Source organism: Nocardioides sp. Root240 (assembly GCF_001428825.1).
Lineage (GTDB): Bacteria > Actinomycetota > Actinomycetes > Propionibacteriales > Nocardioidaceae > Nocardioides.
Genome location: NZ_LMIT01000011.1, coordinates 1 through 21,542 on the forward strand (window position 1 = coordinate 1; position 21,542 = coordinate 21,542).

The following is a 21,542-nucleotide window of genomic DNA, read 5'->3' on the forward strand; positions in this document are numbered from 1 at the left end:
GGTGCTGCCATGACTCTCATCCTCCATGGATTGAGAGCCTCCATCAGACCCGGGGCGATTCACATTGCGAATGGCTTTCTGGACTTTGGCTGGTCGGATTCACGCCTGCGCAGGCGTGGAATCAACGCATGAAACGGCAGTGATTGCACCGTGGGGGTACGCCGGGGGTAAGCGTCCAGCAGACGCGTCTCGTCGCATCCACCGAGGCGCGGACCGCTCGCCCGGCCCCAAATCGTGCGGCGAACCTGCCAAGCGTCACGACCGCCGTTGGGAAAGGGGTCCTCAGGAACGCAGCAGCATTTGCGTCGCTCGGTCGTCCCACTCTGATGCTCCCGGCGGAGCGGGCGTGCTCGATCGGGGGCACGGTGGCGGCACCCCTCTCCGCCGCCGCCACCGTCACCCGTTCAGGCAAGCGGCTACAGGCCCAGGTCCTTGGCGATGATCGTCTTCATGACCTCGCTGGTACCGCCGTAGATGCGAGTGACGCGGGAGTCCGCGTAGAGGCGCGCAATCGGGTACTCGGTGATGTAGCCGTAGCCGCCGTGGAGCTGAAGGCATTTGTCGATGACCCGTCCGGCCACTTCAGTGCAGAAGAGCTTGGCGCGGGCCGCGTCGGCGATGGAGAGAGTCCCTTCGTCGAGGGCGACGAGGGCGGCGTCAGCCATGAGCCGCGCCGCAGTCGCCTCCGCGGAACATTCAGCGAGCACGAACTTGGTGTTCTGGAACGAGGCCACGCTCTGGCCGAAGACCGTTCGATCCTGGGTGTAGGCCGTCGCGAAGGCGATTGCCGCCTCTGCCGTGGCCGCGCCGCCCAGCGCGATCGTCAGACGTTCCTGCGGAAGGTTGTGCCCCAGGTAGTAGAAGCCTCGCCCAGCCTCGCCGAGCACGTCCTCGACCGGAACTTTCACGTCAGCGAAGAACAGCTCGGCCGTGTCAGAAGCCTTCTGCCCGATCTTCGGAAGCTTCTTGCCGACAGCGAAGCCGTCGGACTTCGTGTCGACGCACAGGATGGTGAGTCCGGCCCGGCGATCATTCGGGTCGAAGGCCTGCGTGCGACACACCACCAGGACGACGTCAGCCTGTGCGCCACCAGTGATGAAGGTCTTGGCGCCGTTCAGGACGTAGTGCGTTCCATCGTCGGACAGAGTGGCCTTGGTAGCGATGTTCGCCAGGTCCGAACCGGTCCCGGGCTCGGTCATGGCAATCGCGAACATCTTCTCGCCAGTGGCGAAGCCCGGCAGCCATCGCTCCTTCTGCTCGTCGCTCGCCAGCTCCATGAGGTAGGGCAGGATCAGGTTGGTGTGCACCGAGTAGCCGCCGAAGGTGACCCCGGCCGCCGCTGCCTCCTCGATCACGATGGCGTTGTACTTGAAGCTCCGCTCGCCGCCGCCGCCGTACTCCTCGGGCACCTGCATTCCAAGGATTCCGAGTTCGCCGAGCCGGCCGTAGAAGTCGCGGGGTACCTGTCCCTGCGCCTCCCACGCATCGTGGTGCGGGGCGACCTCCTTGGCGATGAAGTCGGCGACCATCGATCGGAACGAATCATGGTCGTCGTCGTAGATCTTGCTTCGCATCCCGGCTCCTTCGAGAGTAGACAAATGACGCGATCTGTCATTCGTCGCCAGCGAGCGTAGCGTCTTTGCGCGCGGTGCGCCACAGGCCGCTCACGAGCCCCTGGCCGCCCAGTCGGCCTCGTCACATCGACCATTGCGCGACAGATTACAGAACCTGTAACCTATCCATTACACGAGACCTGTGACCTGGAGCACAGGCGACACTCGGAGGAACCCATGACTCTCATCTCGACCGAAGCCGTCACCGATGTTCCGGCCGATCTGCCGGCAGGACGAAACCTCGGTCGGACGGTCAACTACGAGCAGGCCGTCGGAAAGTTCGGCCGCGGGCCCGTCAATCACCTCACAGATCACTTCAACATCGGCGACGAGCTCGGCTACCGCGCCTTTGCCGCAATGAAGCGCGAAAGCCTCGGGCGAGACGCCTGGATGCAGGCGATCAACAAGGGCATCGACGCCGTCGACTCCGCACCCGATGAGCTCATCGAACTCTTCAACCATGTCGACGCCGTTCCGGACTGGGTCGACTGGAACCAGCTCCGGCGGGGAAGCACCGCGTACTGGCGTCCGGGCAAACTCGTGATCATGGCTCTGGCGTACGCCGCCATCGGTGCCGGCTTCCGGACCTACGGCGGATCGCGTGAACTCGTCCTCAGCCGCCGCCTCATCGATCGCGACCAGGTGGGCCGACGCCTCATCGAAACGCTGCGATGGGCAGCCAACGCCTCGAAGCCCGACGGCATGCGCCGCAACGGTGACGGATTCCGCATGACGATGGAGGTCAGGTACATCCACGCGGCCGTCCGGTACCACTGCAGCCGCGACAAGAACTGGGACTGGAACGACTGGGGCATCTCTGTCGACAACGGATCAGCCGTCTACACGATGGGCACACTCTTCAGCGAGTCGGTGATCAAGGCGCTGCAGAAGGTCGGGATCAAGTACACCGCACAGGAGATCGACGACATCGTCGCCCTGTGGCGTTACATCGGACACGTCATGGGCATCCCCGAAGACATCAACTTCACCGGCTGGTCTGACCTTCGCCGAAAGTCAGACATCATCCGGATGGTCGAGCATCCCGCCGACGACGGTTGCCGGACGCTCATGAAGTCGCTGTCGGATTACATGTGCGAGGAGACGATCGAGGGATACGAGGTCCTGCCCCCTTTCCTCGACAAGCGACTCAGCCCGGACCAGAAGCGACAGCTCACCTACGGCCTCATGCGGGGCTGGGCAGGTGACGAGATCTGCGAGCAGCTGGACATCCCGAACAACCGCCTGCGCGTCGCCGTCCCGATCATGCGTCCCATCGTCGGCACCTACGACTGGATCAACCGCCGGCGGCCTGGCTACGACCCCGAGCGAGCGGCGCTCGACGCGCTCGACGAGTTCGGCGTCGCGATCCAGCTGCATGACGGCGACACCGAGGTGGCGGCGGCCGACGACGTCGTTGCACGACTCGCCGCGAACTCGGACCGGTCGGCAGCGGCAATGCGCTCGCACCGCTGACCGGAGCCCGACAGAGATCTCGGCATTGCACCGCCGCACCCGAACCACAGGAAGTTGAGAACCATGTCCGCAGACCTCCCCGCGACCATGCGCCCTGCCGGGCAGGTGCTCGTCGACCCACCAGCGCCCGACCTGAGCGCGCAGGAACCACCGGCCAAGACGGTCGCGCGCCTCCGCGACACCTTCGCGACGGGCCGCACGCGTGGCTTCGCCTGGCGCGAGCGCCAGCTCAAGAGGTTCCTAGAGATGCTGGAGGCCGAAGAGGCCGCGATCGCCAAGGCACTGGCAGAGGACCTGGACCGCTTTCCGGGAGCTGCATGGTCGGCCGACGTCGCGACCACGCGTATCGAGGTTCGCGACTCGCTGAAGAACTTCCGGAAGTGGGCCCGTCGCGAGCGTCATCTCCTCCCCTTCGCGACGTGGCCGAGTCGCGGCTTCATCGAGCGCGAACCGCTCGGCACCGTGCTGGTGATCGGCGCCTGGAACTTCCCGTTCTACCTCACCCTCGGGCCGCTTGCCGGCGCCCTCGCTGCCGGCAACACCGTCGTCGTCAAGCCTTCCGAACTGGCGCCGGCATCCTCACGCACCATCAAGGAGCTCCTCGAGAAGTATCTCGATCCTGACGCCGTCGCCGTCGTCGAGGGAGGCGTCGAGGTGACCCAGGAGCTGCTTGCCCAAGGATTCGACCACTGCCTCTTCACCGGCTCTCCTCAGACGGGGAAGAAGATCATGGAAGCGGCGGCAGCCACCCTCACGCCGGTGACCCTCGAGCTCGGCGGCAAGTCCCCAGCGATCGTGACCGCCAACGCCGACCTCGATGTCGCAGCGAGGCGCATCGTCTGGTCGAAGCTCACCAATTCCGGACAGACCTGCATCACGACGGACTACGTCATCGTCGAACGTGCCGTTCAGAAGCCCTTCCTCGACAAGCTCCTGGCCACGGTGAAGTCGTTCACCGAGGATCGTCCCGACGGTCAACCCATCATCAACCGGCGACAGTACGAGCGCCTCGTGGGCCTGCTCCGCGACGATCACGGCGGGACTGTCGTGACCGGCGGCGGTACGGACGAGGAAAGGTGCCTGATCGACCAGACCGTCATTCTCGACCCGTCGGCGGAGTCGGCAGTCATGAGCGACGAGATCTTCGGCCCGATCCTGCCCGTGATCACCGTTGACTCGCTGAATGCTGCCATTGCCTACGTCAAGCGAGGACCCAAGCCACTCGCGGCGTACCTCTTCAGCGCGAGTCGCCACGACCACGAGCAGGTCGTGGAGCAGCTCAGCGCCGGGGGCATCGTCATCAACCACGCACTCCTCCACTGCCTGTCCCCGCAGCTGCCCTTCGGCGGCGTCGGCAACAGCGGGATGGGGTCCTACCACGGCAAGTGGGGCTTCGACACCTTCTCCCACCTCAAGCCCGTGGTGCGAACCTGGACCCGCCCCGACGTCCCGTTGCTCTACCCACCCCACACCGAGGCCAAGGCGCGCATCATCCGCAAGGTGCTCTGACCCTCACGTCACACCCGCTTGGGGCTCACACCGACCGTGTGAGCCCCAAGCCGATTTTCGGGGACCGCGCCGCCTCGGGCTTGGAGTCCAAGTCACAGCCGGCGGCCGGCCGGCAGTCTCGAGCTCGCTGACGAGACTCGTGCCAATGGAGACCGGGCCTCGCTCAGGAGGTCAGTCCTGAACGAGGCCCGGAGACGAGGGGCGAGCGGAGCTCGTCAGGGCTGAAGGACGACCTTGCCGTTGACGTCTCCGTCGATGACTGCCGCGAAGGCGCGGCGAGCGTCGCTGAGTGGATAGGAAGCGTGGATCTGCGGCTTCACGCCTTGGAGGTCGCAGAACGCCAGCAGCCGGCGAAAGTCGGGCATGGACCCCATCGCGGTGCCGACGATTCGCAGCCTGTTCGCGAAGATGCGCGCCAGCTCTGTTTGAGCCACGTAGCCGGACGTCGCACCCGCGACCACGACGGTGCCCTCGGGACGAACTGCTTTGAGCGAGTGCTCCCAGGTGGCCGCGCCGACCGACTCCATCACGGCGTCCACCTTCGCCGGTACGCGCTCTCCAGGCGCGAACGCAGCTGCGGCGCCTGAATGGACGGCATGTTCCCGTCCTGTTTCGGTTCGTCCGGTGGCCCACATCCTCAGGCCGGCCGCCGATCCCAGGGAGAGCAGTGCAGTCGACAGGCCGCCGCTGGCTCCCTGTACCAGCACGGTGTCTCCGGGCGACAGGTCAGCCTGCCGGAAGAGCATGTTGTACGCCGTCAGCCAGGCTGTGGGAAGACAGGCAGCTTCCGCGAACGAAAGGCCAGCGGGCTTGGGAACGAGATTCGCGATGGGCACCACCAGCGTCTCGGCAAAGGTGCCCTGGTGCCGCTCGGACAGAACGGACGCCCTACCAGGGGCCTTCGAACCGACCGGGTCTGCGACCACGGCGTGCACGACAACCTCCTCCCCGTCGGGAGTGACACCCGCCGCATCACAACCCAGGATCATCGGTAGCGACTCTGCACTGATGCCGACGCCCCGGAGCGACCAGACATCGTGGTGGTTGATCGATGCCGCCTTGACCTTGATGGTCGTCCAGCCGGGGGGCGGGGTCGGCTCGGGCCGCTCGCCGACGCGCAGAGCAAGGAGGGGGTCGCGAGGGTCGAACTCTTCGACGAAGGCAGCCAGCACAGGAAATCGTCTCTCTATCTCTCCGGAAATGTCAGGTGAGCTGGTCGCGGAGGTCGCGCTTCAGAACCTTGCCGGCAGCCGAGACAGGAATCTGGTCGACGACGACGACCTCCCGGATCCGCTTGTAGGGCAGCAGTTGCTCGTTGACAGCAGCGGTGACCTCCTCTGCGTCGAACTCTCCGTTGGGCACGACAAAGGCGACAGGGCGCTCACCAACCTCGGCATCTGGCCGACCGACGACAGCTGCGGCCCGCACGGACGGTTGCGCGATCAGCAGCTCCTCGATCTCGCGCGGGTACACGTTGTAGCCCTTGTAGATCAGCATGTCTTTGAGCCGATCGACGATCGTGAGGTAGCCGTCGCTGTCGAAGACGCCCATGTCGCCCGTGTGGAGCCACCCGTCCTTCAGGGTTTCGACCGTCTCTTGCGGGCGGTTGCGGTAGCCACGCATCACCTGAGGTCCGCGCACGCACACTTCACCAGCTCGGCCCGGCGCACTCGGTTCACCGGTCGTCGGATCAACGAGCCGGAGCTCGGTGTCGAAAACGGGTAGCCCGACAGTGCCCGGCTTCTGCGTTGCCGATCGGGCGGTGGGATTGGAGGCCACTCCCATCGTCGCCTCCGTCAAGCCGTATCCCTCACACACAACGACATCGGGGAAGCGCTCGGTCAGGAGTCGGAGGTGATCGTGCGGCAGGGGGCCCCCACCCGAGCTGAGCGCCCGAACCGAACCGAGGTCTCGCGTGATGAAGGTCGGCTCGGCGATGAGCGCTGCGAACATGGCAGGCGCACCGCTCATCGAGGAGACACGCCACCGCTCGGCATCCTCGAGATAGGCAGCCGGGTCGAAGCGGTCGTGAAGAACGATCGAGACCCCCGCGACGAGCGGCACGGTGAGCGATCCGATACAACCCATCGCGTGGAACCAGGGCGTGAGGTTGATGATCACCCCGGTTCCCAGGCGCACCGGCCAGTCAGCGGAATCACCGATCTGATCAACCGTCACCCGCCCGTCGACGGACACAAAAGGAACAGCGCCGTGATTCCAACCCACGTACTGAAGAACGTTGCTGACCACGTTGGCGTGAGTCAGCTCGACACCCTTGGAGAGGCCGGTGGTGCCACCGGTGTACGAGATGTGCGCGAGGTTCCCCGCGACGTCGAAGCCAACGGGCGGGGGCTCCGCTGCACTCTCTGCCACCATCGACTCGAAGGACACTTCTCCGGCGCTGGGCTCACCGTCCACGACGACAATGAGCCTGACGTGATCGTTGACCGCATCTCTCGCTGCGACAGCTGATCGAGCGTGCGTGACGACCGCTACGGTTCCGGCATCTGCCAACTGCTTGACGAGCGGCGCGCTCGGGAGCAGTGGGTTCGCCGGGGAGAAGGTCGCGCCGGACAGCAGCGTGCCGTAATAGGCGACCGCATACTCGAGACAGTTGGGCATGTGGAGGGTCACGGTGTCGCCGCGTCCGATCCCACGCGCGACCAGGGACTGAGCGAAGGCACACGCCTTCTCCCAGAGCTGCGTGTACGTCAGGCCGTCGTCCCCGTGGTGGAGCGCAGTTCGCTGGCCGTAACGAGAGCATGCGCCGCGCAGCAGTTCACCTACCGGCACGGCTGGGTAGTCAAGTGTGCGGGGCAGTCGTCCGGGCCACGCGTCCTGAAGCTCGGCGGTCATGCCGCGACGTCCTGGCGGCTGTAGCCGGTGGGGCGGACGTCGCGGATGGCGAGCATTCGGAGGTCTTGGAGGGGAGCGCCCACGGCGGCACCTTTCGTCACGATTGGCCTGACAGATGACGATACCTGTCTTGTGTCGCCTCTGTAAACCCATGAGAAGAGGGGCGGCGACCCGGTCCGCGCTCCACGTAGACTTGCGTCACACGGGAGTCAATCCCCCCGCTCGCAACAGCCGAAAGAGGAACGATGGCGAAGGCGCAAGTGACACGCGGTCGCTCTGACGTGGATACCCGCGCGCGCATCATGGAGGCCGCCGCGGAGCTTCTGCCGCGTTTCACGATCGCCAAGCTCTCCATGGAGGACGTGGCTCGCGCGACCGGCATTGCCCGCCAAACGGTCTACAAGCACTTCCGCAGCAAGGACGAGCTGGTGGCCGAGATCATCGCAGCGGAGCTGCGGGCCAAGCACGGACCCCTGATGCGCGACCTGGCTCGCCACAAGGCCACGAAGCGGCGACTTGTCGAGCTGTTCATGGCTCAGCTCGACGTCGGTCGCCAGTTCCCGTTGATCGATCCGGTGCTGGACCCACAGATTGCGCCCCGGATGGCTGAACTCATCTTCGGGATCCCCGTCATCCTGGAGGCGCTCGAGGAGATCTGGCTCCCCATCCTGGGCAAGTATGCGGACGCCGGGGTCCTTCGACCCGACCTCGACCACCGCCAGATCGTCCGCTGGATCACGTATCAACAGTTCTGGTTGATCACCCACCCCGAGGTCTTGGCAAAGAACGACGCCGAACTCGAGGTTTACGTCAGTCACTTCATGCTCAGCGGCATCCTCCAGGCCTGAGCACAGCCCTGAGCACAGCCGGTCGGCGACGACCACGGTCCGAGCCCAATCCCCAGCCCGGATCGCGCATGTTCTCAGCGTTCTCAGCAACGCTCAGGTCTGGCATACTTGGATGACAGACGACGAACGACGGAGTTTGTCAACCAAGAGCTTGAGTGACGAGATCGCCGGGTGACCATGAGCAGCAGCACAGCGACGCGTGAGCGCATCCTCGAGGTTGCGCCAGAGGTCCTCCGCCGCTTCACCTTGGCGAAATTCGGCATGGAGGACGTGGCTCGCGGAGCGGGTATCGCTCGGCAGACCGTCTACAAGCATTTCTCGAGCCGTGATGAATTGCTGATCGCCATGTACGTGCGGGAGATGCTGGAGAACCAGGCTCCCAGGATGGTCCCCGTCGTTGACCGGCCACCTTCGCCGGACAACCTTCTCGACGTGTTCATGACCGAGCTCGAGCTTGCCCGCCACTACCCGTGGTTCGACGAGTCCAGTGAGCAGAGCATGGCCCCTCGGCTGGCCGAGATGATCTTCCGTTCCGAGACGCTGATGCAGACTCGAGAAGCAATCTGGTTCCCGATCCTCGAACGGTACGAGGCCGCCGGCGTGCTGCGGCCCGATCTGGACTTCGCCGCAACTGTGCGCTGGCTGACCTACCAGAAGTTCTGGCTGCTGTTCCACCCTGACGTGCTGTGCCCCGACGACGAGGAGCGCCGCCTCTACGTGCGACGGTTCATCATCGCGGGTCTCGTCACCACGTCCTGAGCCTGTCGACGGCTGCGGGCACGATGGCCGGGTCGCCCAGCAGCTGTGACTGCTGCCGTGCTCCAGGAATCGCTCTCTTCGCCTCGATGGGCGAAGGGCCTGCGGGGTCCAGCCGAGTCAGTTGCTCGACGGCACTTCGGACGAGGATCCGTCGGATGGCACGGAGGTCGCTTCCGCTGGCGGCGCCGTCGGGTCATCCGGCATGAACGCTGCGGCGTACTCCACATCGCCACGAGCAAGTACGTCCTCGAGAAACTTCCGCCACGTCGTCAACTTGTCCTCGGCCGTGAGGCGCTCCCGAATCTCGTCAACCACGTCCTTGAAGGTGACCGGTCTGGACGGCACGATGTCGACCACCTGCCCGACGTTCCAACCAGAGGCCGTCTTCACCGGCCCGAAGACGTCACCCTTCTTCGCAGCGAAGGCGACCTTTGCGTAGTCACTCTCGAGCTGCGCCTCCGTGACGACTCCGAGCTTGCCGCCTGTGTCGCGGGTGCTGCCATCGAGGGACCAGGTGCGCACCAGAGGCCCCAGCTCTCCCCCGGCAGCAGCGAGACGCTGTACCCGATCTGCGTCTGATCGCGTCGCCACGACGACGTTGACGATGTCGCGGCCTTCCGGCGTCACCATCTCGTCGCGGTGTTCGTCATAGGTCTGTCGGGCATCTGCCTCTGTCGCCCGGGGCACGTCGGACGTCACGTCGTCGACCAGTCGCGACGTGGCGAGCTGCGCGCGAATCTCGTCGAGCACATCTCGTTCGGCAATGCCGCTGGTCGACAGGAAGTCCACGAAGGCGTCGCGGCCTCCGGTCAACTGCTGATCGATGAGCTTGTCGAGCTCGGTCTGGGCCTCCTTGTCCGACACGACGATGTCGCGCTCAGCAGCCTCGTCTGCCAGGAGCAGACTGACGACCATCGACTTGGCGGCATCTCGGTTGAACTCGTCCTCGGCCTTCGAGTTCTCGGGACGCTGCACGCCGTAGAGGGCCTCGAGCACCTGCAACCGGTCGTCCAACTCCCCCTTGGTCACCACCTGGTCCTTGTAGCGGAACGCGGCATCGTCAGGGAGGTCGTCAGCCCGCACCACCCACACAGCGGCCGCAGCTCCGACCGCGAGAGCGAGCACGGCAGCGGCCAGCAGACCTCGTCTGTGGCCCGTCACCCGACGAACCCGTGCTGTGAGCGACCCGGTCATGGCAGTTCCTCGTCCTTCGTTGCTGGTCCATCATGGTCGTCGCGAGAGCCCCCGTTTCCGCGCACCGCGAGGGCCATGGGTGCGCGTTGCGCTACCGGGCTCGTCCCCGGCGCACTGTCTCGCTCGTCTGCGCCGCCGCAGATTCCGTCGACGACGTAGGCGGCGGCAAAGGAGCAGACAACGCTCACGGCCAGCAGGAGGCCGAAGTCCCGGAGGACTGCCAGCTCGGACAGGGCCAGGGTGAGGTAGCCGACCGTGCCGGCAAGCGCCGCGGTGGCGACGGTGCGGGGGTCACGTCCACGGCGCAGCAGGATGGCGAACTCACTGCCCGTCGCCGTGACGAGAGAGCCAACCGCGACGGTGAGCGGGTTGAGCGAGCCGGCCGAAGCCGACGCGATCAATGCCACCCAACCGGTGGCCACAGCGATCGTCAGAACCGTTCGAGCTGCATCGCGCCGTGACCTGAGTCCCACGAGGATCACGAATCCGGCAGCACCGATCCCCGCGAGGTTGATCACCAACCGGCTCTCACTGACCAGTTCGAGGCCGCGGGCGGCTGACACGGGAAGCCCGACGGCCTGCACCGTGACCCCCTCCGGCGGCTCGACGAGCGCGGATCGCAAGTCATCAAGAAGCTCGCCCAGCTCGTCCACATCGTCGAACTCGACGCCGAGCACCAGCAGGGCCTCTGATCGGTCGGACTTGATCACTGCCGACGACAGGTACGGCGGAATGGCCGCCACAGCGGCGTCGACCTGATCCGCTGACGGGTGGTCGCCCACGAAGCGGAGCAGGTCGGCTGCGCTGAGCACGGGGTGGACGCGGTCACCCAGATCGGTGACGATCCTCTCCTGCACCTTCTTCGTCCATGCCAGGACATCAGGGTCGGTGACCTTGGCACTGGCCACGACCACACTGACCTCGCCGGACGAACCGAGAATCTCCTCTGCGTGAGCAGCGTCCTGCAGCTCCGGAAGACCAGCCGCGAGTCGGTCCGGTTGGGCTTCAACGTCCATCTGCGCGAGGGCGATCCAACCGATCACACCCGAGAGCGCCACGATGCATGCGGCACCGATACGGGCACGCGTCGACCAACGACCGCGCCGCGCCATGACCAAGGAGCGACCAGCTGGCCCGGGAACCGGACCGAACACCTTGCGCGCGAGGGCGGCAGCGGCGACCGTGAAGACGAGTCCGATCGCAAGGGCGACACCGAGTTCACGCACGAACGGCAGTGGTGACAGGGCCAGGGACGAGAAGCCCACAGCGGCAGCCGTCGCAGCGACGAGCACAGCTCGGTCGGCGATCCCCCGTGACCAATACAGCGGGAAGTCACTGCCGATGCCGATCAGGATGGGCAGGAAGGCCACCACGCCCAGCGACACGGTTTGACCAGCCCACCCGAAGGCCGCAAGCGTCGCCGCCGTACCGATGAGCGCGGACGCGATCGGGCGTAGAAGTGCCCGCCTGCGCTGTGTCCATCCGCTGAGGAAGAAGACGAGGCTGACCGCGGCGATGGCTACCGCGCCCAGGACAGGCAGCTCGGCTCGTCCGCGGTCAGCGAGACCGGCAGCGACAGCCGGCGAGCCGGTGATCGTGGTGCGTTCGATCTCGAGATCAGCCTCCTTGACGGTCCTGCGAACACCGTCGACCAGCTGGGAGGTCGCCTCCGCGTCGAGGCTGGCGCGCGGCCGGACAAGGATCGCGACCGTGGTTCCTCGGGGAGCCAGGAAGCGCCACTGCGGTCGGGCCTTCAGGGTCTCGGGATCAAAGAGGAGGGTCTGGACGAACCGCGGGTTCTTGACCGTGGGCAGTCCGGCCGGTAGCCCCTGGACCATGAGGCTTCCGTAGCGTTCATCGAACCTCGCCAGCGCAGCCTCGCCGAGCCTCTTGACCTGGGCATCGGTGAGCCCTTTTTTCCGCGCCGCCGCCATCACCTCGTTGCGGTAGCCGTCTCGTCGCCCGGAGATCTGCGCGAGCATGTCCTGCGCCGCACCCGCCGTCTGGTTGAGGACTGTTCCCGGTCCGTAGACCGCCGCGACATCAGGAAGGTCCGCGAGCTTCCCTTCGAGCCCGATCAACCGGACGAGTTGTTCCTGGTCCGTGAACAGGACCCGCGGCGCCTTCGTCTCCAGGAGGACGACCACGGGGTCCCCGCCGAAGTCATCAGACTTCGCTGCCAGGGCCTTCTCGACAGGATCGCCCGACGGCAGAAAGGATGCGGTGCTCGTGTCGAGCTCCACGCGGAGCAGTCCCCCCAGCAGTACTGCTCCGAGAAGAGTTGTCCCCAGCGCCAGCCCCCATGGCCAGGCTCGGCCCTTGCCCGCCTCAGTCCGGTCCATCACGCTCGCTCAGCGTGCGCTCTCGAGTCGGGGGTAGTCGCCGGTGCCGTAGGGCTTCGGACTGTCGACGTCGCCCGGAGACGGGTAGGGGTTGTTCCACATCAATCCTCCCCGGTCATGCCGGACCAGCTGTAGCGGATTCCCACGCACCGTACCGAGCCCTTCGGCAGTCGCCGTGAGGCGAATCGGGATGATGCCGTCCTCGGCGTACTCGTCGAACGACGCGCCGAAGTTGGCGAACAGGACGCCGAGGTCCAACCCGTAGGGCGCCAGATAGCTCAGCATGGGCTGGACATCCGCGAGGGTCGAGTCGGCCGCGGGCACCAGGTCCCGGACGGTCTCTCCAAAGGGAGCAACCTTGGTGAGCGTCGCGGGGGCCTTGTCGAGCACGCTGTTCAGGTCGGGCATCAAGGCACGGAGGTCACGCGTCGCAGGGCGCAGGTTCGCCAAGGCGTTGGACAGGAAGGGGGACGCCGCGCGGAGATCCGCAGCGATCGGGGTGAGCGGTCGGCTGAGCTCGCTGAGGCTGCTGGCGGCGGCGTCGAGGTTGCCGACGACGCTGGGTAGGACACGCACGGTCTGCTCGATCTTCTTCTGGTTGTCAGCCGTCACTTGAGTGAGTTGCTGCGCGTCCCCCACCAGGTCGACGATCTGTCCCTGACCGGCGTCGAGGGCGTCGAGAAGAAGGCGAGCTTCGACGCTCAGCTTCTGCAAGTCGCCGCTCTGCGCGGCCAGGGCGTCAACCACTGTGCGTCCTTCGGTGCCGACGTGTCCGAGCCCAGTCATGACCGCGTCGAGGTCCTTGCCACGTCCTTTGGTGGCGGAGCCGAGTGATTGGAGCGCTGAGCTGAGGTGGTTCCGGGTCGGTTCGTCGAGGGTGTTGAGCAACTCATCGACGTCGACCGCTGGCGTGACGGAAGCGCCATCCAGGTGAGTTCCGTCGGCCATCTCTTCGCCATCACCGTCGACCACCTCGACGAAGGAGGATCCGACGAGGGACTTCACGCCGATACGGACGTTGGCACCCTCATGGAGTGGCGACGCTTGGTCTTCGATGCTCAAGGTCACCTTGACCTTGTCACCGTCACGTTCGGTCGACTCGACACGACCGACGCGTACTCCCGCGATCCGCACCTCGCCGAATTCCTTGAGGTTCTTGATGTCGGCTGCTTCGAAGGTCAGACGGTAGTCGCCTCCACGATCGGCGATCAGCGGGATCTCGCCCCCGGACTTCACCCACAGGTAGCCGAAGCCGATCAGGCAGGCGAGGGTGAAGGACACGACCGTTCGAACGCGAGAATCGAACACGACGGACTTCACTCCGGCGCTCGCAGTTGCCTTGACGTTCATGACAGCCCTCCCAGCGGGTCGTAGAGCTTGACGACGACGTTGGCTCGACCGAGGCCTCCGTTGACGTCGCCCAGGCTGAAGGATGAGGAAGTGTTGTAGACGAAGGCACCGAGGTCGTCGAGCCATGGGACCAGCCGCTTGGTCGCCTGGGGCAGGTTCGCTGCCACGGGCCCCAGGTCCGAGACCGCGGAGTTCAGGTCACGTGCCAGCGGACGCAGGTCGTCGACCACCGGCACGGCTTTGCGAACCACTGGGCGCGCCTTCGCGACGAGCGATTGAGCACTGTCGACCGTCTTCGAAAGATCTCTGACCGCGGAGGGAAGCTCCTCCGAGGCAGCATGGAGCTTGCGGAGCACCGGGCTGAGTTCGTCGGTGAGCGACTTGGTCTCGGTCATCGCCTCGCGCAGGGACGTGGTGACGCCGGGCAGCGCGGCCAGTGAGGCAGACATCTCGGCGTCTCGACGGCTGACGACGGCGAGGGTGTCGGCCAGCGAGCTCACCAGGGTGTCGAGGCGCTCATCGTCGTGACCGGCGGCAGTCGCGATCTGGGAGAGCGATGTCACCAGGTGACGAAGGTTCGCACGTCGGCTCTGGAGCGCGTCCACCACGCCGGTGAAGCTGTGGGCAGCGTGGTCGGTGTCTGCGAGTCCCTTCGGGAGGGTGGCGGGCGCCGATGCCAGGGCGATGTCGGCCTGCGTGACGAGATCGGTGAGCGCGGCTCGTGCGCGGTCGTCCAGTTCGTCGAGGAGCTCGTAGGGCTGGACGACGCGCTCGGTCTGCGTGACCGGGATGACACCGTCCTCGGGTAGCCGACCGGCCGCGGGATCGCCGGGGTCCAACGCGATGTACATGACGTTGAGAGGGGTCTTGGACCGAAGGACCAGCCGCGCGTTCTTGTACACGGGATGGCCCTTGTCGACGGACAACATCACGCGGGCGTTGCCTCCGTCGGTGGGCTCGGCGCCCGTGATGCGGCCGACGGGGACACCAGCGATGCGGACCTCTTGGCGAGCCGCGAGCTGTACGGCGGGGGCCTCGTCGAACTCAGCCGCGAACTTGTACTTCGCGTCCCAGGGCTTGATGGTCTGGTAGTTGCCGACGATGGTCGAGGTGACGATGATGCCGACGATCAGCAGGCCCGCGACCAGCAGTGCATCGCCGGTCAGGCCTGGCGTGTTCCTGATCCGCTCAATGGCGGTCGAGTACTTGCTCACGGCACCAATCCCAGGTTCTTGAAGATGGACGATCGCAGTGCACCGGTGATGCCGGCCTGGTCGAGGGCGAGCGTCACGAGGCTCTCGAGGTCGAACGGCAGCCCCGAGAGCGAGCTCAGTCCGACTCCGGCCTGGAAGGCCAGGGTCGACCCGCGCTGGTCCTGCGACATGGAGGCCCGGTCGATGTTGGTCGCCATGTAGGCGAGCTCCTCGTAGAACTTGTGGTCTGCCATGTAGCCGCCGGCGCCGCCCTTGTAGGGCCCGGTGCCCTTCCATGGGTTGAGTACGAATTTGGAGACCGGGCCGGTGACCCGGTCAAGGACTGGGCCGCGGACGTTCGTGAGCACCTCGTCGAGGTTGCGGGCGGTCGGGACGAGCGCCTGGACCGCTGGGCGTGCGTCGCGAAGGAGCGGCTTGAGATCGCTCATGAGCGGCCGCATGTCGCGCAGCAGCGGATCGAGGCTGGAGACGAGGTTCGCGAGCTCGGGCGCCGACGGTCGAAGGGCCTTCGCGGTCGCCGTCAGTTCAGTGACACTGTCGTCGAGGCCACTCAGGCCGCCGCGCGTCGCGGAAAGGGTCTGCGGCAACTTCGCAAGGGTCTCGGCGAGTGCCCCCCGGTTGTCGGCAAGGACGCCGCTCGTGACCCGCAGGTCGCGAGCGATGCCGGCAAGTTGACCATCGCGCCGGGTGGCGACGTCGGCCGTCGCGTTCAGGTCGGTCACCAAGCCTGGGAGGTCCTTCGCCGGTCGGTCCCCTCGCACGGCGTTGAGAACGTCTGTTCCCGGATCAAGGACCGACGGCGCCGTCTTGAGAAGCCCGTTCAGCTCGTCGTCGGCCTCGCCCAGGGTTGCCGAGGTTGTGCCCACCAGCCCTTGCAGGGCTTCGCGAGACGACTTGGGGAGTGCCTCGACTATCTGATCGAGCTCGACCGGAGTTGAGGTGCGTTCGATCGGGATGACCCCGTCGAACTTGCCTTCTCCGCCACCGGCGTGCAGCTCGATTGCGTACCGACCGCCCAGGAGCGTGCGGGGCTCGATGCGAGCGATCGGGGCCGCCCCGAGAGTGTCGAGCGCCTCGTCGTCCACCTTCATCGTGACGATCGTGCTTCCCGTGTCGGTGCGGCGCAGGTCGGTCACGGTCCCGACCGTCAGTCCCGCCATCTTCACCGAGGAGTCGTGGGGCCGAAGCTTGTAGCTGTCGTCGAACTCCGCGGTGATGGTGCGCCCGTCGTAGAGGTAGGACTGGATCTCCGCCTTCGCCACCAGCAACACGAACAGCAGTGCCAGTCCGAGGTAGAACCACGTACCCAGCTTGAGGTGCCGCGCGTCGGCCACCCGGGCACGCGCCTCGGCTCCTCGAACCTGCGTCGCGGGCCTGTCGCTGCGAGTCTTCCGCATCATCAGTTCGCTCCCGACTTGCAGTTGGTGACGGTCGCCTTGTTCCAGGCCGTGCCAGGACAGGGGTAGTACTCGGCCCGGTAGAGCGGGTCAACCGCTCCGCCGATGCTGAACAGACCGACTCCGGTCAGCTGCGCGGCGAAGTAGTGCTGGTTCTGGTCGCCGTCGAGGATGCCGGACAGGAGATCGTTCTGGGAGAAGAACCGGCCGACGTCAGGGACGTAGGGCACGAACGGCTGGAGGAGGGTCGCGAGACTGTTCAGCGATCCCGAGAGTGGTCGGACCAGGGGGCGAGCGTCTTCGACAGTCGTGTCGAGTGCGCGCAGTGCGGGGTTGGCGGCGTCGGCGACGCCGGGCACCTTGTCCAGCGCCTCGGGGGACTCGCGGAGGAAGGCGCGCAGATCCGGGGTGGCGAGGCCCAGGTCGCGGGCGCCGGGATTCAGCTTGCGAAGCGCGACCTCTGCGTCGCCGAGAGGTCGGTAGAGGTCGTCGAGTGCCTTGCCTGTCGAATCGAGAGCGTCGGGCAGCTTTGCGAGCGTCTCTTCGAGCGGCCGGCCGTCGTCAACTCCGACGGCTTGGACTGTGCGGTCTACGTTCCGCACCAGGCCTTCGATCTGTGCGGTTCGGCCGTTGAAGCGGTTGACGAGGCGATCCGCGGTGACCAGAAGTGAGTCGATGTCTGTGGCGTCGCTGCCTGCGACCCTCATCACCGTCTTCAGATTCCTGAGCAGCTGGGGAGAGGCGTTCAGGACGACCTGCAGATCCTTGCTGTGGCCCGTCAACCCGGTCGCGAGTGAGCCAACGGCGCTGCGCAACGCGGCTCGGGTCTTGGGGTCGAGCGCGGACAGCACGTCTTCCAGGGAGGTGGAGCTCGTGGTCGCAGCAACGGGGATGGGCGAGTCGCCGAGAGGTCCCGCTTCTGCGGTGCCGGGGTCGAAGCCGACGTACTTCTTGCCCAGGGCAGAGAAGTTGCCGACGAAGGCGGAGGCGTCCTTGAACACCTCCACGTTCCCATCGAGCCGCAGTGTCACTTCGGCGATGCCGTCGACGATCTGGATGTCGCTGACAGTGCCGACCCTCAGGCCGTTCTGCTTGACCTCCTTGCCGGGCTTGAGGATGCCGACGTCCTCGAACTGTGCCTTGACTTCGGTGTAGCGCTTGCCCGGGAGCGCGCCCCCGGTCTGCACGATGCCGCCGACCCATGCGACGAGGACGAAGAGGGCGACCACGCCGATACCGACGATGATCTTGCGTGCTGCATCCCGATGAATTGGTCGGCGGCTCACTTGGTGCCTCCCAGGAGCTGGTTGAGCAGATCTTCTTCCTGCGCTGCCGACAGCCCCAACGCACTGGTCGGATCGGTTGCGGACTTGCTCGAGGCCTTGGGCGGCTGTTTGCCGAGCAGGCCGAGGAGTCCTCCCACGGTGTCGAGAAGGCCGTCGACTCCGCCGGTCAAGCCGGGCAGGACGTCGAGGTTGGGCAGGCCTCCGCCCTTCGAGCCCGTGGAGCCCTTGCTCGTCGCCGGTCCATTGTCTGTCAGGCCGGCCGGAATCAGGGACTGCGCCAGCGCCTTGAGGGTCGTCGGGGTTGCGTAGACGACTCCACGGAAGTAGTGGGAGAGGCCATCGCGTCCGTTGGTGCTGAGCGACCACTTGCGGACGAAGTCCATGACGTCCTGCAGGTGGACGTCGAGCAGCTCTCGGCTTGTCGGCTTGAGGGCCGCCGCCGACGACGCCAGGTCCGGGCCCGCCTGACGCAGTTGTGCCACCACGGGTGCCGCGGTGTCGAGCAACTTGTCTGCTTCGTCGAGAACTGGCTTGAGCGAGGCCAGTGCGGGATCGGCCGAGTCTGCGAAGTCGCGGAGCTCGTCCACGACGTCCTCGAGGTTGCCGGTGAGGGGGCGAAGCGCACGCAGCGTCGGCGTTCCGGCGCGCGCGGTGGCCCGGAAGCGCTCCAGCGTTCGCTGGGCGGAAGTGAGGGTTGCTGGCAGGTCGCTGATGGTCTGCTCGAGCGCGGTCTGCTGGTTGGCGAGTGCACGCAGCGTGTCTCGAGTTGACTCGATGAGGGAGTCGAGAGTCTTGCCGCCGTCAGCCGCGAGCGAGGCGACGACCGGGTCGGTCGCCTTGACGAGGCTCGTCAAGACATCGTTCTGCTCAGAGAGGATGTTGCCGACGCGAGCGGACTCCTGCATGGCCGGGCTGAGCACCTTGAGCGCTTTGGCGAGGTCCGCGCCGTTGTCGTCCAGGCCCTCCCCGAGTGTGGTGATGACCGAGGCGAGGCCGGCCGCGGTGGGGTCCTCGAACGTGTTCAGGACGTCTTGGAGGGTCACCTCGATGGATGTGCGTTCTTCCGGGATTACTGCGTTGTCCATGAACGGCGCGTCGTCGGATCCGGGATTGAGGTCCACGTAGCTCTCGCCAAGAAGGTTGACCGGCTTGAACTGGATCGATGCGTCATTGTGGAGCGGGAGTACTCCGTCCGCTAGGTCGAGCAGTAGGCGTGCCTTGTCTCCCTTGAGCTCGATGTCCGTCACTTCGCCGACCCGCACGCCGGAAACCCGGACGTCCGCACCGTTCTCGAGCTGTCCTGCATCGACGACGGTGACCTCGACGGTGTTGTCATCCACGTCGTTTCCCGACACGACGTTGACGCCGGCCGCGATGACGGCGAGGCCGGCAACGGCGATGCCGGCTCGTCGGAGCGCGCTGCTTGATGTCATCGGATTCCATCCCCGTTCGCGTCAGTCCACGGCTGGTTGATCAACGAGCCGGGCGCTGGCTCCTGCACCTGCGACATCCCGGGCGGCAGAATCCCCGGATTGCTGTTGAACGACGACGCCGAGACCGGGATCATGGCGCGGCCGAAGTGACCGGCTGCGTTCTTCGCGGAGAACAACGACGCCCAGTTGGTGAGGAAGCCGATGAGCTCCGGAGTGTAGGGGCGCAGAAAGCTGACCGCTGGTTGAAGCTGTGTCAGGGCTGTTTGTACGTCCGGGATCGTCTGCGTGGCGATCTTGAGCAGACCGGGAGTCTGCTCGAGCAGACGATCCACTGCGTTGAGCGTGGGACGCAGCTCGGCGACGACGGGGCGAAGGTCCTGAAGCACGGGGTCGAGTCGCCGGGCGACCGACGGAAGCTTCGCGACCGCCGGCTGCAGGTCCTCGAGCAGCGGGACGGTCTCGTCCACAGCGCCGGGGACCTTGCTCAGGAGGCTGTCGGCCGTCGTGAGGGTGGCCGGAACTTCGTCGAGCGCGGTGCGCAGCTGGTCGGCGTGGCGCACGGCAACCCCCACCAGGGCCCGAAGGTCGGTGACCGTGCCGGCAACGTCGGCATCGCGCGTCGAGAGCGCGGCGGTCACCTCGTGCAGGTTGGCGATCAGCGAGCGGATGGCGTCGCCGTCCTTGCCCACACCCTCGAGCACCTCTCCCAATCCCTTGACGAAGGGACCAGCCTGGTCGAGGGTCGTGTTCAGGTCCTGGTCGCTGCGTCGCAGAGTGGCGTCCAACTGTCCAACGAGCTGCTGCACCTTGGCTCGGGTCGGACCGTCCAGCATGGCGGCGATGTCGTCGAGTTCGACGCGTTCAGTCGTTCCGCGCACGAGCTTTCCCCGGGGAAGGACCGGGTTGTCCGTCGGCCCCGGTTCCACGTCGACGTACCGACGGCCGACAACGGAGTTCCAGCGCACGTGGACGTCGGTTCCTGCGTGGAGTGGACCGCTGTCGGGATTGATCTCGAGTCGAAGTCTCGCCTGGTCGCCCTCCACCCGGATGTCGGCGACCTTGCCCACGTCTTGACCGCCGATGCGCACGACACTGCCCGTCACCAACCCGTCAGCGGCGGGCGTCAGCGCGTCGATCACATACGGCTCGTCATCGGCAGCGAACCGGAAGGCCGCGATCGCCAGGAGCATGACCAGCCCGCCGACCAGCCACGGCCTGCTGCGATTGCGAAGGTGGGTTGCCACGTCAGTCCATTCCCAGAGGGCCTTCAGCAGCACCAGCGAGGAACTGGCGCACGAAGGGGTTGTCGGAGTTGAAGGCGCCGTCGGCGTCGCCGTAGTGAACGACCTTGCCCTTCCAGATCACGGCGACGTAGTCACTCACCGTGCGCGCAGTGGGGATGTCGTGGGTGATCACGATGTAGGTGCCCCCGTGCTCTGCGTGAACCTTCTGGATCAGGTGGGAGAGCAGCTTCGTGCGCACCGGGTCGAGACCGGAGTCAGGCTCGTCGAAGAGCACGACGTCGGGCTTGAGCACCAGCGCCCGGGCGAAACCAGCGCGCTTGCGCATGCCACCGGAGATCTCGTTGGGCGCCTTGTGGATCGCCTTCTCCAGACCGACCTCGATCATGTTCGACATGACGATCTCGCGGATGTCCGACTCGGGCATGTCGGTGTGCCGGCGCAGCGGGAAGGCGACGTTGTCGTAGAGGTTCATGGAACCGAACAGCGCACCATCCTGGAAGAGGACCCCGAAACGCTTGCGCAGCTCGAAGCGCTCCTCTTCGGAGACACCCCAGATGTCGGTGCCGAAGACCCGCACCTCGCCGGCGTCCGGCTCGAGGAGCCCGACGATGTGCTTGAGCAGCACGCTCTTCCCGGTTCCTGACGGACCGAGCACGGTCGTGATGGCGTCATCCTGGAAGTCCAGCGAGAGTCCGTTGAGGATGTGCGAGGACCCGAAGCTCTTGTAGACGTCCCGAACCTGGATGGTGTGCTGGGGTCCAGCAGACTGGGCAGCCTGCTCTGCGTGAGGGAGTACGGCGGTCATGTGGTCTCCTGGTGAGAGCGAGGACGGATGCTGGCCGCCAAGGCGGCGGGACGGGCGGCGCCTGAGGAATCCGAGGGAAGCCAAGACTCGGAAAGGATCGTCGGCCCGGGCGCCGCACCCCGTGCCCTCCGGTGCGCTCCCCTGCGAATCGGGTGCATCTCGCTCCTCGCTGTCCCTCTGGTGTCTTGTTGTCTGGATGAACGTCGCGTCCGGGCGAGG

The 21,542-nt window shown here is 66.1% G+C and carries 16 protein-coding genes; 4 read left to right on the forward strand and 12 right to left on the reverse strand.

The genetic code is table 11. The features are described 5' to 3' along the window. Positions 1–416: 416 nt before the first annotated feature. A complete protein-coding gene (locus ASE20_RS14065) occupies positions 417–1,574 on the reverse strand; it encodes an acyl-CoA dehydrogenase family protein (RefSeq protein WP_056895215.1) in 1,158 nt (385 codons plus the stop codon). A gap of 216 nt (positions 1,575–1,790) precedes the next feature. Here ASE20_RS14065 and ASE20_RS14070 point away from each other — a divergent pair, with 216 nt between their 5' ends. Together ASE20_RS14070 and ASE20_RS14075 are read left to right on the forward strand one after the other, a co-directional pair. Beyond that, positions 1,791–3,086 (forward strand): oxygenase MpaB family protein, encoded by a 1,296-nt coding sequence (locus tag ASE20_RS14070; protein WP_056895216.1) that lies wholly within the window; start codon positions 1,791–1,793, stop codon positions 3,084–3,086. A 63-nt stretch (positions 3,087–3,149) separates the two neighbouring features. Then, positions 3,150–4,595 (forward strand): aldehyde dehydrogenase family protein, encoded by a 1,446-nt coding sequence (locus ASE20_RS14075; protein ID WP_082612420.1) that lies wholly within the window; start codon positions 3,150–3,152, stop codon positions 4,593–4,595. Positions 4,596–4,810: 215 nt separating this feature from the next. On the opposite strand, the gene ASE20_RS14080 is transcribed toward ASE20_RS14075, so the two are convergent. Next, positions 4,811–5,767 carry a quinone oxidoreductase family protein gene (locus ASE20_RS14080; RefSeq protein ID WP_056895217.1) on the reverse strand — a complete coding sequence of 319 codons (957 nt, stop codon included), beginning with the start codon at positions 5,765–5,767 and terminating at the stop codon, positions 4,811–4,813. A 31-nt stretch (positions 5,768–5,798) separates the two neighbouring features. Continuing rightward, positions 5,799–7,451: a class I adenylate-forming enzyme family protein gene (locus ASE20_RS14085; protein ID WP_056895218.1), complete on the reverse strand. Its 1,653-nt coding sequence runs from the start codon at positions 7,449–7,451 to the stop codon at positions 5,799–5,801. A 245-nt stretch (positions 7,452–7,696) separates the two neighbouring features. Here ASE20_RS14085 and ASE20_RS14090 point away from each other — a divergent pair, with 245 nt between their 5' ends. Next, positions 7,697–8,299, forward strand: a complete 603-nt coding sequence (locus ASE20_RS14090; protein ID WP_082612421.1) for a TetR/AcrR family transcriptional regulator — start codon at positions 7,697–7,699, stop codon at positions 8,297–8,299. Between the two features lie 177 nt (positions 8,300–8,476). Continuing rightward, positions 8,477–9,058, forward strand: coding sequence for a TetR/AcrR family transcriptional regulator (locus ASE20_RS14095; RefSeq protein ID WP_225869069.1), 582 nt, complete (start codon positions 8,477–8,479; stop codon positions 9,056–9,058). Between the two features lie 117 nt (positions 9,059–9,175). On the opposite strand, the gene ASE20_RS14100 is transcribed toward ASE20_RS14095, so the two are convergent. The 9 genes from ASE20_RS14100 to ASE20_RS14140 all read right to left on the reverse strand — a co-directional run bounded on the left by ASE20_RS14100 (position 9,176) and on the right by ASE20_RS14140 (position 21,323). Further along, a complete protein-coding gene (locus ASE20_RS14100) occupies positions 9,176–10,252 on the reverse strand; it encodes a peptidyl-prolyl cis-trans isomerase (RefSeq protein WP_082612422.1) in 1,077 nt (358 codons plus the stop codon). Beyond that, positions 10,249–12,495, reverse strand: coding sequence for an MMPL family transporter (locus ASE20_RS14105; protein ID WP_056895222.1), 2,247 nt, complete (start codon positions 12,493–12,495; stop codon positions 10,249–10,251). Before ASE20_RS14105 ends, ASE20_RS14100 begins: the two co-directional genes overlap by 4 nt. A 108-nt stretch (positions 12,496–12,603) precedes the next feature. Next, positions 12,604–13,944 (reverse strand): MlaD family protein, encoded by a 1,341-nt coding sequence (locus ASE20_RS14110; RefSeq protein ID WP_082612423.1) that lies wholly within the window; start codon positions 13,942–13,944, stop codon positions 12,604–12,606. Next, positions 13,941–15,158: an MlaD family protein gene (locus tag ASE20_RS14115; protein WP_200952820.1), complete on the reverse strand. Its 1,218-nt coding sequence runs from the start codon at positions 15,156–15,158 to the stop codon at positions 13,941–13,943. The genes ASE20_RS14110 and ASE20_RS14115 overlap by 4 nt, the downstream gene beginning before the upstream one ends. Continuing rightward, positions 15,155–16,558, reverse strand: coding sequence for an MlaD family protein (locus ASE20_RS14120; protein ID WP_082612425.1), 1,404 nt, complete (start codon positions 16,556–16,558; stop codon positions 15,155–15,157). The genes ASE20_RS14115 and ASE20_RS14120 overlap by 4 nt, the downstream gene beginning before the upstream one ends. Beyond that, positions 16,558–17,841, reverse strand: coding sequence for an MlaD family protein (locus ASE20_RS14125; protein ID WP_162260997.1), 1,284 nt, complete (start codon positions 17,839–17,841; stop codon positions 16,558–16,560). Before ASE20_RS14125 ends, ASE20_RS14120 begins: the two co-directional genes overlap by 1 nt. After that, positions 17,838–19,274, reverse strand: coding sequence for an MlaD family protein (locus ASE20_RS14130; protein WP_056895226.1), 1,437 nt, complete (start codon positions 19,272–19,274; stop codon positions 17,838–17,840). The genes ASE20_RS14125 and ASE20_RS14130 overlap by 4 nt, the downstream gene beginning before the upstream one ends. Then, on the reverse strand, positions 19,271–20,551 hold the full coding sequence (locus ASE20_RS14135; RefSeq protein ID WP_157538441.1) for an MlaD family protein: 1,281 nt from the start codon (positions 20,549–20,551) through the stop codon (positions 19,271–19,273). Before ASE20_RS14135 ends, ASE20_RS14130 begins: the two co-directional genes overlap by 4 nt. Then, the gene (locus ASE20_RS14140; protein WP_056895228.1) at positions 20,520–21,323 is read right to left on the reverse strand and encodes an ABC transporter ATP-binding protein; all 804 of its coding nucleotides are present in this window, start codon (positions 21,321–21,323) and stop codon (positions 20,520–20,522) included. The genes ASE20_RS14135 and ASE20_RS14140 overlap by 32 nt, the downstream gene beginning before the upstream one ends. Between the last annotated feature and the right edge of the window lie 219 nt (positions 21,324–21,542).